A 13,994-nucleotide genomic window follows, 5' to 3' on the forward strand; every position below is an offset into this window, starting at 1 on the left:
TCACACGTTAACAACGGCATGGTGTCGTTGTTAACGTGATTGTGATTTTTTCGACCGAAGTACGCTTACTTCTTTTCGCTTATCAGACTATTTGATTAGACCTTCATCGACAATAATTACATTCTGTTTTGTCGCACTGGAATGTTTTATTTTGGATGGGATCTATACCCCCGAGGGTCTTATAGATAAGAGCGTGCTGTGGTTGAAGTATCGGTATTGGGTGCGTAAAGAAGCCCTGAGTTTACAGGTTAAATTACCGGCGAGTGTCGAACTTGACGATCTTATCCAGGCCGGCGCGCTTGGATTGTTAAACGCCATTGAGCATTATGACCCGAAAAAAGGGATTGCCCTCAGCGGTTATCTTATTCAGCGTATTCGCTGGGCGTTTATTGATGAATTACGTGAACGCGACTGGGTTCCTCGCCGTGTACGCAGCAATTCCCGCCAGCTTTCTGCTGTGATTCAGCGTCTTGAACAAGAAAGCGGTCAGTCGGCTTCAGAAGCTGATATTGCACAAGAGATGAATGTGTCGCTGGCGGAATATCATTCTATGCTCGCTGAAAGCAACAACAGTATGATTTATTCGCTGGAGGAGCTTCAGGAAGAATATGGCGACAGCTTTGAGCAACCTGATGGTCGTCATGAAGCGTTGAATCCTTTGAACGACGCGCTTTTTACTCGCCTGTCAGCCCATATCAGCCAGGAAATAAAAAACCTGCCGGAGAGGGAGCAGCAGTTACTTAATCTCTACTACCAGCAGGAGTTAAATATGAAGGAAGTCGGCTATATCCTCGGCGTCACCGAGACGCGAGTCAGTCAGTTGCATAGCCAGGCCATTAAACGTTTACGTGCCAGAATGGATTCAGGTAAATAACGTCATGTTTTCGGTGGCATTCCTTCTGTCAGCGTTATCATTAATATGATTCTGAGGTATGCGTGTGAATAATATGATCACCAGCTATGATGAACGACTGCAAAGTATCTATGTCCTGAATCTTTCTTATTTATTACTGGCTCAGCGTATGATAAAACAGGACCGTTTTGCTGCTGGCTTCAGCCTGGGGATTGAAGATAGCCTGATTGATATATTAAAAGATCTGTCGTTGCCGCAATTAATTCAGATCGCGTCAACCGATCGTCTAATCTGTCGGCTGCGTATTGATAACGAATCCGTTTTGCATACTGTCACCAGAAACTCCCGCCTTGAAGCCCTTCAGGGCATTCATGCCGGTATTATCTTATCAACAAACCTGGTGAATTCCCTGGCTGCGGAAGAGGAACTTCCCAACCCCAACACTATCCATTCCTGCACCCTCTGACGGCGTATGCGAATAAAAGATTAATAGATAAAAGAGGTCATTGTGCTGGTTGTTTTAGGCTATGTTGTCGTTTTCGCTGCCGTTATTGGTGGGTTTTCGCTATCGGGTGGGGAACTTGGCGCACTTTTTCAGCCAACGGAACTTCTGATTATTGGTGGTGCAGGCCTTGGTGCATTTATTGTCGGCAATAACGGCAAGGCCATGAAGGCTACGCTGAAGGCTCTGCCGCTGTTATTTAAAGGTGCGCAATATACTAAATCCGGCTATCTCGATTTGCTGGCATTGCTGTATCAGCTGCTGGCGAAAAGCCGTCAGAGCGGCATGATGTCGCTGGAAGGCGATATTGAAGATCCCGGCAATAGCGCTATTTTTGTGAACTATCCCCGGCTGCTTGCCGACAGCGCCATAATGAATTTTGTGGTGGATTACCTGCGCTTGATGGTAAGTGGCAGCATGAACGCTTTTGAAATTGAAGCGTTGATTGATGAGGATATTGAGACCGCTGAACATGAGGCCGATGTCCCTGCTGACAGCTTAAATGCGTTGGGTGATGCCCTGCCTGCCTTTGGTATTGTCGCGGCGGTAATGGGCGTGGTCCACGCGCTGGCCTCGGCGGACCGTCCGGCGGCGGAACTCGGTGCGCTGATCGCGCATGCGATGGTCGGAACCTTCCTCGGTATCCTGCTGGCCTACGGTTTTGTGGCTCCGCTGGCCGCGTTGCTGCGCCAGAAAAATGCGGAAAAAATAAAAGTTCTGCTCTGTATTAAAACCGTTTTGCTGGCAGCGATTAACGGTTCTGCACCGCAAATCGCCATTGAGTTTGGCCGCAAAACGCTCTTCTCAACCGTTCGTCCGACTTTCTATGAGCTGGAAGAACATATCCATCAAATGAGAGCGGCCGCGCAGAGCCAGGCGGCGGAAGCGGGCTCATGAGTAAAAATTCTCATACCACCGTGGTGGTGCGGAAAAAGAGAAAGAGCAAGCATGCCGGCCATCATGGTGGCTCATGGAAAATCGCCTACGCCGACTTTATGACGGCGATGATGGCCTTTTTTCTGGTGATGTGGCTGCTCTCTTCCTCGACGCCCGAAGCACGTGAACAGATTGCCGAGTATTTTAAGATGCCGCTAAGCGTCGCGTTGGCGCACGGGGACAAGTCGAGTCTAAGCGACAGCGTGATCCCCGGCGGCGGTGCTGACATCATCAAACAGGACGGTGAGGTTTCCAGACAGACCCAGGAAAAAAGAAAAAACAGGGGGGATGAAAAATTACAAAACCTGCGCGATAAACTTCGCAGCCTGATTAAAAACGATCCACGTCTGAGTAATTTCCAGTCAAATTTACAGCTGCGCTTAACGGATAGCGGGCTGTTGATTCAGATCACCGACAGCAACGATCGACCTATGTTCAGAATTGGCAGCCGGGAACCCGAACCTTATATGCGTGCGATCCTTCAGGCGCTGGCTCCGGCTCTGAATGAACTGCCCAATCGTATTACGCTTTCCGGACATACCGACTCCTTGCCCTACGCCGGTGGGGATGCCGCCTACAGTAACTGGGAACTCTCGGCCGACCGTGCGAATGCCTCACGTAGGGCACTCATTAGCGGCGGGCTAGCCGCAGACAAATTTCTGCGCGTTATCGGCATGGCCGATGGCGTCAGCGTAGACAGCACCGACCATGACAACCCGCTTAATCGCCGCATCACCCTCCTGGTCCACAGCAAAGAAAAAGAAGCCGAGATTCTTAAGGAAGATGCGCTGTTAAATAAATTAACCGCGACGCCTGAAACGGCAAAATTAAAATCGGAGTTAACCATTATGTCTCCTGATGCACGCGTCCCCGGGCGCTCTGTAAAACCTTTGGTCACTCACCCGCAGCAGGGAGAAAAATAATATGGATATCAGTGATTTTTATCAGACTTTTTTCGATGAAGCGGATGAGTTACTGGCGGATATGGAAAAGCATCTGCTGGATCTTGACTCTCTTTCTCCCGATAAAGAACAGCTGAACGCAATATTCCGCGCTGCCCACTCCATTAAAGGCGGCGCGGGAACCTTTGGTTTTACGGTCTTACAAGAAACTACCCATATACTGGAAAACTTGCTGGATGACGCCCGATGTGGGGGGCTATCGCTCACCAGTGAAATTATTAATATTTTTCTCGAGAGTAAAGACATTATGCAGGAACAGCTGGATGCATATAAATCCTCGCAGGAGCCGGATAGCGACAGTTTTAAGTATATTTGCGAGGTGCTTCGTCAGATTGCAGTTGAAAGTCAATCTGTCCAGACGCCGACCGCTGCACCCGCGCTGCTCCAGCCCGAACCGACGGTGGCAGAGCTGATGCCGATAACGGACGATAAGGGGGCATCGTCAGGCACGGCGCTCTCTGTCACCCTGCTGGGCATTAAGGAGCAGGATAAAGGACCATTAACGGAAGAGCTGGCCAACCTGGGAACCATCACGCACCAGCAGCAGCAGGGTGACAGGATCGAGGTCACGCTTAACACCGACGCCAGCGCTGACGACATTATTGCGGTGATGTGTTTTGTACTGGAGCCGCAGCAGATTGTGATTACGGCCGCGTCCGGGGCTGAGCCAGCCGCCGGGGAAACATTCCATCCGGTTCCGGTCGTCGCGGCTCCCGCGCCCGTCGCGCTGGAGCCTGAAGCGGCCCGGTCTAAAGCACGGGCGAAATCGCCCCAGAGTGAGAGCGGCAGCATTCGCGTGGTTGTCGATAAGGTTGATCAGATCATCAACCTGGTCGGCGAGCTGATTATTACTCAGGCCATGCTGACGCAGCTCTCTGGCCGCCTCGATCCTTCCCAGCATGATGCCCTGATGAGCAGTATCAGCCAGCTGGAGCGTAACGCCCGGGATCTGCAGGAATCGGTGATGTCGATTCGTATGATGCCGATGGAGTATGTCTTCAGTCGTTTCCCGCGGCTGGTGCACGATCTGGCCGGAAAACTCAATAAAGAGGTGGAGTTAACCCTGCGCGGCGGTTCGGCCGAGCTGGACAAAAGCCTGATTGAAAAAATTACCGATCCACTTACTCACCTGGTGCGCAACAGCCTCGATCACGGTATCGAATCCGTCGAAGAGCGGCTGGCCAAAGGCAAGCCGGCGAAAGGCAACATTATCCTTTCTGCCGAGCATCACGGCGGCAATATCGTGATTGAGGTGATCGACGACGGTGCCGGACTGAATCGCGAGAAAATCCTCGCCAGGGCACGCTCACAGGGACTTGCCGTGAGCGACAACATCAGCGACGAAGAGGTCTGGATGCTGATATTTGCTCCGGGCTTTTCGACGGCTGAGAAAGTCACCGACGTCTCCGGGCGCGGTGTCGGCATGGACGTGGTGAAGCGTAATATTCAGGAGATGGGCGGATACGTGGTGATTCGCTCCGAGCAGAATAAAGGCTCGACGATGCGCATTGTTCTGCCGCTGACGCTGGCCATCCTTGACGGCATGTCCGTGCGCGTGGGCGAGGAAATCTACGTTCTTCCGCTGGGAACGGTCATGGAGTCACGCCTTCCTACCGAAAAGGCGCTCTACCGTATGGCCGGCGACGAAATGATGCTGCAGGTACGCGAAGAATACCTGCCGCTGATTGAGCTGCGTAAGGTCTTTGACCTTCCTGGCGAAGCCAGTGCGATTACCGAGAATATTGCCGTTATTGTCCAGAGCGCCGGCTGCCGTTATGCCCTGCTGGTCGATCAGTTAATTGGTCAGCATCAAGTGGTGGTGAAAAATCTGGAGCTCAACTACCGCAAGGTGCCTGGCATCTCCGCAGCAACGATCCTCGGTGATGGCAGCGTGGCCCTGATACTTGACGTGGCTGTCCTTGCCACGCTGGCAAAAGAAAAGCGGCAAACAGAAAAAGCCGATTAACAACATCCTCATTGAAGGTAAAAAAAATGAATCTATCTGGTTCGGAAAATAAGATCGCCGGTGATATTACCGGCCATGAATATCTGGTATTTACACTGGGGGATGAAGAGTACGGTATTGATATTCTGAAAGTTCAGGAGATCCGCAGCTGTGAGCGCGTAACGCGTATTGCGAACACCCCTGCTTTTATTGCTGGTGTCACCAACCTGCGCGGCGTGATTGTCCCTATTGTTGATTTACGCGTTAAGTTTCAGCTGACCTCGGCGGAATTTGATGACAATACCGTGGTGATTGTTCTCAATTTTGATAACCGCGTTGTCGGGATTATTGTTGACGGCGTTTCAGATGTTCTGACCCTGGTCCCGGAACAAATTCGCCCGGCTCCCGATTTCTCCGTGACGCTGTCAACGGAGTATTTACAGGGGCTGGGTTCGGTTGACGACAGAATGCTGATCCTGGTCGATATTGAAAAGCTGCTCAACAGCGAAGAGATGGAGCTGGTGGAGAAAAGTGCCGCGTTAGCGCCCGACGCGTAATCGACCCCTCTTATCGCCAGGCCAGCAGGATACCCGTTCTGCTGGCCTTATTTTTTGCTATCCATCGCTCATCAGAGACAAAAAAACCCGACCAGAGGTCGGGTTAACGAGGCATCGTTTTTATGATTAGCGCAGCAGGGACAGGACGTTCTGCGGCACCTGGTTGGCCTGGGAGAGCACGGCGGTACCGGCTGACTGCAGGATGTTGGCGCGGCTCATATTGGACACTTCGGTAGCGAAGTCGGCGTCCTGAATACGGGAGCGAGACTGGGACAGGTTGTTTACCGTGCTGTCGAGGTTGTTGATCACCGAGTCAAAGCGGTTCTGGGTCGCACCCAGGCCAGAACGCAGGGAGTCAACCTGCGACAGCGCTTTGTCCACGGTATCCAGCAGTGTGTCGCTGTCGGATGTTGTGCTGACATCAAAATCCTTCATGCCCAGTTTATCGGCGTCCATCTGCTTCAGGTTGATATCGATGGTCTGGCCGTCGTTTGAACCAACCTGAATGCTCAGGGTCTGATCGGATGCCAGTACCGCAACGCCGTTAAACTCGGTCTGAGCAGAGATACGGTCGATTTCGGACAGGCGTTCGGTGATTTCGTCCTGAATGGAGGCGCGGTCGCTATCGGAGTTGGTGCCGTTTTTTGCCTGCACGGTCAGACGACGGATATTCTGCAGGTTGTCGTTCACTTCATTCAGCGCGCCTTCAGTGGTCTGAGCGAGAGAGATACCGTCGTTGGCGTTACGTGAAGCCTGAGTCAGGCCGTTGATACTGGAGGTGAAACGGTTGCTGATTGCCTGACCTGCCGCATCGTCTTTGGCACTGTTAATACGCAGACCGGAGGAGAGACGCTGAATAGCGGTACCCAGTGAGGACTGAGATTTATTCAGATTGTTCTGCGCGACTAAGCTAAGGGCGTTAGTGTTAATGACCTGTGCCATTATTAATTCCTCTGTTCGTAATTTAATATCAAAATAATCATGCGGATTTCGTTCGCATAATATTAAGTATCGGCATGGGGAAAAACTTCTGAAGTTTTTCTATTGTCGTGAAATGCGCGCAATAGTGTCCATATCTGGCAATATTGAATCTATCGCTATTGCTGTATTCTTTGGTATTTCTTTTTTTTAGCACCGTATGACACGTAGCTGAATATTTTATCAGTGATATTTATTTTTCTCTGCCGGTGCCGATATTTTTATAAAGACCTTAATCATAACGGAGAAACCATGTCCTCTATTTCATCCGGCTTTTCAGCCATGGGTGTCGGCACCGGTGGTATTGATACCGCCAGCATGCTGACGCAGCTGCAGGCCGCTGAACAGCTGCGTCTGACCCCCTATACCGCATTGCAGACGGGCTATAGCAGTAAGATCTCGACCTGGGGACAGATCGGCAGCGCGATGACCACGCTCCAGGCCACGGTGAAGAAGCTGAACGGCAGCGCGTTTAATACCCTGACGGTCAGTACCAATACGGCATTCACCGCGACGGCAGATGCCAGCGCCAGTGCGGATGCGCACTCGGTGACCGTTAACCAGCTCGCGACGGCACATAAACTCAGAACCACCGCAGCCATTGATGACGCGGATAAACAGCTGGGGACCCCGGCGGGTGACGGGGCAACGCGCACCCTGACCATCAAGCAGGGCGACAGTACGGTGTCTGTCGATCTCAAAGACGATCAAACGTCGCTGCATCAAATTGCCAACGCGATCAACAAACAGGACGGGAACGTTAACGCCTCCGTTCAGCGCAGCAGCGACGGTCAGTATCAGCTGATGCTGAGTTCCAAAAAAACCGGGACCGCCGGTGAAATGAGCGTCAGCGTTGACGGCGATAGTAGCCTGGCGGGCATTCTTAACACCAGTAAAGGTGGGAAAGGGTCCGACGAAAGCGGCAGCGACACGGACAATATGACAATGGTGACCGGCGCGCAGGATGCCCTGCTGACGGTGGACGGGATTGACTACACCCGCTCCAGCAATAATATCAGCGACATTATGGCCGGCGTGACGCTGAATCTGAATGCGGTCTCGAAGGATAAGCAGCCCGAGCAGCTCACCCTGACCGTAGACACCTCCGCAATCAAAAAGACGCTACAGGATTTTGTCTCCCAGTATAACGCCCTGCTGTCGAAAACCTCGGCCGCGAGCAAATATGTGGCCGCGGATACCAGCGGATTAAGCAGCGATGATGTCGCAACAAAAAGCAATGACAGCGGGGCGCTGATGGGGGACTCGACCCTGCGCGGCATGGTCGGTGAAATCCGCTCTGCAGCCAACGGCTGGTACGGCGACTCAGGGGCTACCTATGGTTCGCTGGCGGATTTGGGCATTACCATCGATGCGCAAAGTGGCCAGATGACGCTGAGTGAGAATACGCTGGATAACGCTATTGCCGACAATGCCGATGAGCTGAGCAAAATGTTCAAAGGCAGCGGGGATGTTGAGGGGCTGGCCTCCGCCCTGGGAGGGGTTCTCACCAAATATGCCGGGGATAGCGAAAGCAAAACCGACGGGATTATCAAAGGTGCCACGGATAACCTGAACAAACAGTTTACCCTCGCCGGTACGCAGATTGATAAAACCCAGGCGTTGATCGATGCCCAGGTCAGCCGCTACAAGACGCAGTTCCAGAATCTGGATAGCGTGATGTCGAAACTGAACGGCATGAGTGCATCGATTACCTCCCTGATGTCTTCTCTCTAATCTGTCTGTGAACAGGGCATTGCGCCCTGTTTATCTTCCCGGAGTTAACCATGTATCAACAATCAGGCCCCCAGGCTTACGCTCAGGTTTCGCTTGAGAGTCGGCTGACAGGCGCAACGCCGCATCAGCTGATCGCCATGCTGTTTGAGGGAGCGCACAATGCGGTATTACGGGCGAAGATCTATTTTGAAAATGGCAATGTGGCAAAGCGTGGGGAGATGATCTCCAAAGCGATCAACATCATTGATAACGGGCTACGGGCCGCGCTGGATCATAAAAAAGGGATGGAGATCGCGGCCGATCTTGAACAGCTCTATGACTATATTTCCCGGCTGTTGATACAGGCAAATCTGCACAGCGACGTGGAAAAACTGATGCTGGCCGATAAATTCATTATGGATATTTCCAGCGCCTGGGACGCGATAGCGCCTCATGCCAGGGCGGGTCAGCGATGAACGAGCCTGGCCACGACATTTTCCCGGAACTTATGCAGATGAACCTGGCGCTGCTTGAGACGCTGCGCCAGGAGGCGTGGGAAGCGTTTCCGGCCCTCTCGCAGGCGTATATCGAGGCCGTGCAGCGGGCTATCGCACAGGCACAGCAGGAAACGGCGGCGGATAAAAAAAGGGTGCTGACTAAGCAGCTCCGCCAGCTGCAGGTGCATGATGCCGAGATTGCGCAGCGTATCGCCTCCCGGCAGAAAGTACTGACCATGCAGATGTCAAAACTGCACCAGAGTAAGACCTGCTGCCGGGAGTATGCCGCGCAGATGTCCCGGCGGTAAGCGGGCACTTACGGCGTATGATAATTCACCGTTAACTGATTGCTGATGACCTGCAGCGCGGGCGTCAGCGGCCCACGGCTGTTGACCGAATAGAGAAAACGAAAGGTCTCATCCGGGGAGAGCGGGGCGCTAATTTGTTTCACACCCGATAAGCCCGCCAGCGGAAAGCAGACGGAACGGGCGCAGAGCTTGATCTGCAGGCCGGGCGGGGGCGGCGTCAGTAGCTCAATATGCCAGGCCAGGCGGGTTATCGTGGCCGATGAGAATAGCGGACCTGCCGCGCTCAGCGGTCGGCTGGCCAGGATTTGCTGACCCACGCTCACGCGGCCACCCACACTCTCTCCCGTCCAGGTCCCGCTGGCCGCCTGCGCCGCCAGCACCCCAAACCAGAGCGTTAACAGCAGGTATCTCATGATGCGCCGCCAATGGTGCAGGACATATGTACCGTGCGATTATTGCCAATTTCAGCATTAGACAGCACCACCAGCTGCGGATAGACCCGGCGTAAAAAGCGTGAAAGCATCTGCCTCAGTGGCTGGCTGACCAGCAGCACCGGGGCGAAACCCTGGCCTCCTTGCTGGCTAATTGCCTGTCCCGTATGTTCAATCATTTTTTCGGCAATGCCCGGCTCAAGGGCGCTGCTATTCTGCGTCGCCTGAATCAGCAGCCCTTCCAGCTGCGGATCCAGTCCAATTACCTCGATATCCGGGCTATTGCCGAACCACTGGTGCGTGATAGCGCGTCCCAGGCGGACACGTACCTGGGCGGTCAATTCATCGGCATCGCTGTGGGGGCCAGCATGTTCGGCCAGCGCGTCAATAATGGTGCGCATATCGCGGATGGAAATACGTTCCGCCAGCAGGTTTTGCAGCACTTTATGGAACAGTGCGAGCGAGATCATTCCCGGAATAAAATCTTCGACCAGCTTCGGCATCTCTTTGGTAATTCGCTCCAGCAGAAGCTGCGTTTCCTGGCGGCTGAACAGCTCGTCGGTGTGCATATCGATCAAATGATTCAGATGGGTGGCGATCACCGAGGCCGGATCGACCACCGTGTAGCCCATAGTCTGTGCGCGTTCTCGCATGACTTCATCGATCCAGACGGCGGGCAGCTCAAACGCCGGATCCAGCCCGGGCAGACCGTCCAGTTCACCTTCCGCGCAGCCGGGATCGATAGCCATCCAGCGCTCGGGCTTCACTTCACCGCTGCCGACTTCGACCCCTTTAAGCAGGATGCGATACCCGGTCGGTTTGAGATCGAGATTGTCACAAATATGTATCGCGGGTGGCAGAAAGCCCATCTTCTGGGCAAATTTTTTGCGAATACCGCGAATACGCGTCAGAAGCTGACCATCCTGGGTCTGATCCACCATTGGGATCAGGCGGTAGCCCACCTCAAGTCCCAGTACATCCTCCAGCTCAACATCCGACCAGGACGCCTCCAGCGCCTGCGCCTCGTCGCCGACGTCATCATTCTCCGGCACCCGGGCAGGGCCATTCGCGCCGCCTTTTCCTTCCAGCTCCTGACCCCGTAGCCACCAGGCCAGGCCCAGTAGCGCGGCGGTAAAGAGTAAAAACACCAGGTTTGGCATGCCGGGAATGATCCCCAGCAGACCGATCACACCGGCAGCCAGCACCATCACGCGCGGGTTGTTGAACAACTGGCTGACCATCTGCTCCCCGACGTCGGTTTCACTGGCGACGCGGGTGACGATGACGCCCGCCGCCGTCGAGATAATCAGGGCCGGGATTTGGGCCACCAGGCCGTCACCAATGGTCAGCAGCGTATAGGTCTGTGCGGCATCGGCGAAGGAGAGGTCGTGCTGGACGATGCCGATAATCAGGCCGCCGATCACGTTAATCGCCATGATCAGCAGGCCAGCGATGGCATCGCCGCGGACAAATTTACTGGCCCCGTCCATCGAACCGTAAAAATCAGACTCCTGGGTCACGTCACTGCGCCGACGTTTCGCCTCTTCTTCGCCGATCAAACCGGCGTTGAGATCTGCATCAATCGCCATCTGCTTGCCCGGCATCCCGTCGAGCACAAAGCGTGCACCGACTTCGGCGATGCGTCCCGCACCCTTGGTGATGACCATAAAGTTAATAATAATCAGAATGGCGAACACCACGATGCCAATGGCGAAGTTGCCGCCGACCAGGAAATGACCAAAGGCTTCGATCACCCGGCCAGCCGCACCGGCACCGGTATGGCCCTTCATCAGAATGATGCGCGTGGAGGCAATATTAAGCGCCAGGCGCAGGAGCGTGGAGAACAACAGCACGACCGGAAATGAGGAAAAATCCAGCGTGTTTTGCGTAAACATTGCCACCATCAATATCATCAGGGAAAGCACGATATTGAAAGTAAACAGCGTATCGAGCGCAAAGGCGGGCAGCGGGAGCACCATCATGGCAAGGATCATCATGATCAATACCGGACCGGCCAGTATTTGCCATTGCGTCTCTTTAAAATTCGGTAAACGGAGTTTTGTGGTTAGATTGGCCATCATTCCTGGCTCTCATGGGCGAAATCCAGCGCCGGCGGCACTGAAAGGTTTTCGGGTTTTTTCGGCTGGCTGCCACCGGCTTTGTGCCAGCGACGCAGGCGGTAGACCCAGGCGAGGACTTCAGCGACCACGCTGTAAAGCTCGGTCGGGATGGGATCGCCGGGTTCGCAGTGGCGATAAAGCGCACGCGCCAGCGGCGCGGCTTCCAGCATGGGGATGCGGAGTTCAGCGCCTTTCTCGCGGATGCGCAGGGCGATGTCGCCCGCGCCTTTTGCCAGCACGACCGGGGCGGACATCTTGCCTTCCTGCCAGCGGATTGCCACCGAGTAGTGCGTCGGGTTATTCACGATCACGTCCGCGTCGGGAAGACTTTCCATCATTCGGCTTTGGGCCAGCGTGCGGCGTAACTGTTTAATCCTCCCTTTTACATGCGGGTCGCCCTCGCTTTGTTTAAATTCATCGCGGATCTCCTGGCGGCTCATCCGCAATTTTTTAACGTGGCTCATTAATTGATAAAAAACGTCATAGCCCACCATCGGGATAAGGGCGCAAATCACCATCAATAAACAGTGGGAGATCAGACTGTGAGCATCGTGCAGGGAATCAGAGAGCGACTCATTGTCCAGCTGAAGAAAATGGCTTTTATTTTTAATCAGATAAAAAATAAAGGCGCAGCCCACCAGGGTAGCTTTCATCAAACTTTTCATCAGCTCGGAGACCACCTGAAATGAGAACAGGCGCTTAAATCCCGAGAAGGGCGAAAGGCGGGCCAAATCCACCTTCAGCGATTTAGTGCTGAAATGCAGGCCGCCAATAATGGCGCCTGACGCGATCGCGACAAAGAACAATCCCAGCAGCAGAGGCAGCAGGGCGGTTAACATCAGCGAAAGGAGCTCGCTGGCCCTGTGCAGCATACGGGTGGGATCGGCAATCAGCAGGCGATCAAACACCAGTCCGTCATGCAGAAGCTGAGCGAGCCGGTCGGCGGTGCGCTCGCCGCTGATAAAAATCAGCGACCAGCCGGCCAGCAGCATCAGCAGGGAAGTGAGTTCTTTCGAGCGGGGGATCTGCCCCTCTTCCCGCGCTTTTTGTCGTCGCTGGGGCGTGGGCTCTTCCGTCTTTTCTACATCGCTTTCGTCAGACACGGGCTACATTCATCTTTGTCAGCGACTATCAGAAGCCCAGGTCGGCGAGCAGATCGTCCACCTGATCCTGCGTGGCCACCACGCCGCTCTGGGTATGGTCAATCTGCGGGCCGTTTTTCAGACTCTCCAGCTCTCTGTCCGAGTCGGGCACCATGTTCGGCACATTTTCGACCAGCACCTGGATCAGCTCTTTTTCGATAGTCTCAATCAGATGCATCAGGCGCTGCACAACCTGGCCCGTCAGATCCTGAAAATCCTGCGCCATCATGATTTCCATCAGCTCATTATTGGTCTGATTGCACAGCTCAGGGACGTCACGCAAAAAGTCACGGGTATCGCTGACCAGGTCACGCGCGACGGGCAGCTCGATCGGTTGCTCAAACCATTCATCCCAGCGCCCACTCAGATGAGAAGCCTGCTGATGCATGCGGTCCTGCAAAGGACGCGCTGATTCCACGCAGGTCAGCGCCCGGTCGGCGGCCTGAGAGGTTTTGCTGACGATATAGCTTAACCGGTCCCGGGTATCGGGGATGGCTTCAGCCGCGTCCATAATCGCGCGATCTAAGCCGAGGCTGCTCATGCTGGTGCGCAGCTGGCGCGTCAGATGACCAATTCGGGAAAAGATGCTTTTAAAATTATCTGCCGCTGCAGTATTGGTGAGAGTGTCCACGTGCTTACCATCCAATTTTTTCAAAAATCTTATTCAACTTCTCTTCCAGAATGGCTGCGGTAAAAGGTTTCACCACGTAGCCACTGGCCCCGGCCTGAGCCGCAGCGATAATGTTTTCTTTTTTGGCTTCGGCGGTCACCATTAATACCGGGATACTCTTCCAGTCGGCATGATTGCGGATGGCCGTCAGCAGCTGCAGGCCATCCATATTGGGCATATTCCAGTCGCTAATCACAAAGTCGAAAGGGGTTTGCTGCATCTTATTTAACGCATCCTGGCCATCTTCGGCTTCCTCGACATTATTAAAACCAAGGTCTTTAAGGAGGTTGCGGACAATGCGGCGCATAGTGGCAAAGTCATCAACCACTAAAAAACGTAAATTTTTATCAGCCATAAGGCGTTCCTGTGTAATAAAGCCC

General features: G+C 53.9%; 15 protein-coding genes. 9 read left to right on the forward strand and 6 right to left on the reverse strand.

All coding sequences use genetic code 11. From position 1 onward, the window contains the following. Positions 1–151 precede the first annotated feature (151 nt). The 6 genes from EDF81_RS17275 to cheW all read left to right on the forward strand — a co-directional run bounded on the left by EDF81_RS17275 (position 152) and on the right by cheW (position 5,755). Entirely contained in the window at positions 152–874 is a 723-nt protein-coding gene (locus EDF81_RS17275; protein WP_123349388.1) for an RNA polymerase sigma factor FliA, read from the forward strand. A gap of 73 nt (positions 875–947) precedes the next feature. Beyond that, positions 948–1,319 (forward strand): flagellar transcriptional regulator FlhD, encoded by a 372-nt coding sequence (flhD, locus tag EDF81_RS17280; RefSeq protein ID WP_123349547.1) that lies wholly within the window; start codon positions 948–950, stop codon positions 1,317–1,319. A 42-nt stretch (positions 1,320–1,361) separates the two neighbouring features. Next, entirely contained in the window at positions 1,362–2,252 is an 891-nt protein-coding gene (motA, locus tag EDF81_RS17285) for a flagellar motor stator protein MotA (protein WP_123349389.1), read from the forward strand. Continuing rightward, complete coding sequence (gene motB / locus EDF81_RS17290) at positions 2,249–3,214, forward strand: flagellar motor protein MotB (protein ID WP_123349390.1); 966 nt, start codon at positions 2,249–2,251, stop codon at positions 3,212–3,214. The genes motA and motB overlap by 4 nt, the downstream gene beginning before the upstream one ends. 1 nt (position 3,215) lies before the next feature. Further along, on the forward strand, positions 3,216–5,219 hold the full coding sequence (gene cheA / locus EDF81_RS17295; protein ID WP_123349391.1) for a chemotaxis protein CheA: 2,004 nt from the start codon (positions 3,216–3,218) through the stop codon (positions 5,217–5,219). 26 nt (positions 5,220–5,245) lie between these two features. After that, the gene (cheW, locus tag EDF81_RS17300; RefSeq protein ID WP_123349392.1) at positions 5,246–5,755 is read left to right on the forward strand and encodes a chemotaxis protein CheW; all 510 of its coding nucleotides are present in this window, start codon (positions 5,246–5,248) and stop codon (positions 5,753–5,755) included. A 126-nt stretch (positions 5,756–5,881) separates the two neighbouring features. Here the strand turns inward: cheW and EDF81_RS17305 are convergent, their stop codons facing one another. Further along, positions 5,882–6,697: a flagellin gene (locus EDF81_RS17305; protein ID WP_123349393.1), complete on the reverse strand. Its 816-nt coding sequence runs from the start codon at positions 6,695–6,697 to the stop codon at positions 5,882–5,884. 288 nt (positions 6,698–6,985) lie between these two features. On the opposite strand from EDF81_RS17305, the gene fliD reads away from it, so the two are divergent. Genes fliD through fliT form a run of 3 tightly spaced genes read left to right on the forward strand, consistent with a single transcriptional unit; the run spans position 6,986 to position 9,251 of the window. Beyond that, positions 6,986–8,467, forward strand: coding sequence for a flagellar filament capping protein FliD (gene fliD, locus EDF81_RS17310; protein ID WP_123349394.1), 1,482 nt, complete (start codon positions 6,986–6,988; stop codon positions 8,465–8,467). A gap of 50 nt (positions 8,468–8,517) precedes the next feature. Continuing rightward, positions 8,518–8,922, forward strand: a complete 405-nt coding sequence (gene fliS / locus EDF81_RS17315; protein ID WP_123349395.1) for a flagellar export chaperone FliS — start codon at positions 8,518–8,520, stop codon at positions 8,920–8,922. Then, positions 8,919–9,251: a flagellar protein FliT gene (gene fliT / locus EDF81_RS17320; RefSeq protein ID WP_123349396.1), complete on the forward strand. Its 333-nt coding sequence runs from the start codon at positions 8,919–8,921 to the stop codon at positions 9,249–9,251. Before fliS ends, fliT begins: the two co-directional genes overlap by 4 nt. Positions 9,252–9,259: 8 nt before the next feature. Here fliT and EDF81_RS17325 read toward each other — a convergent pair whose 3' ends face one another. The 5 genes from EDF81_RS17325 to cheY are packed head-to-tail and all read right to left on the reverse strand — an operon-like array spanning position 9,260 to position 13,969. Beyond that, a complete protein-coding gene (locus tag EDF81_RS17325; protein ID WP_123349397.1) occupies positions 9,260–9,664 on the reverse strand; it encodes a flagellar protein FlhE in 405 nt (134 codons plus the stop codon). Then, positions 9,661–11,760: a flagellar biosynthesis protein FlhA gene (flhA, locus tag EDF81_RS17330; RefSeq protein WP_123349398.1), complete on the reverse strand. Its 2,100-nt coding sequence runs from the start codon at positions 11,758–11,760 to the stop codon at positions 9,661–9,663. The genes EDF81_RS17325 and flhA overlap by 4 nt, the downstream gene beginning before the upstream one ends. Then, positions 11,760–12,905 carry a flagellar biosynthesis protein FlhB gene (gene flhB / locus EDF81_RS17335; protein ID WP_123349399.1) on the reverse strand — a complete coding sequence of 382 codons (1,146 nt, stop codon included), beginning with the start codon at positions 12,903–12,905 and terminating at the stop codon, positions 11,760–11,762. Before flhB ends, flhA begins: the two co-directional genes overlap by 1 nt. Positions 12,906–12,933: 28 nt before the next feature. Next, positions 12,934–13,575, reverse strand: a complete 642-nt coding sequence (gene cheZ, locus EDF81_RS17340) for a protein phosphatase CheZ (protein WP_123349548.1) — start codon at positions 13,573–13,575, stop codon at positions 12,934–12,936. Positions 13,576–13,579: 4 nt separating this feature from the next. After that, complete coding sequence (cheY, locus tag EDF81_RS17345; RefSeq protein WP_123349400.1) at positions 13,580–13,969, reverse strand: chemotaxis response regulator CheY; 390 nt, start codon at positions 13,967–13,969, stop codon at positions 13,580–13,582. Between the last annotated feature and the right edge of the window lie 25 nt (positions 13,970–13,994).

The sequence above is a fragment of the Enterobacter sp. BIGb0383 genome (genome assembly GCF_003751845.1).
Classification (GTDB): Bacteria; Pseudomonadota; Gammaproteobacteria; order Enterobacterales; family Enterobacteriaceae; genus BIGb0383.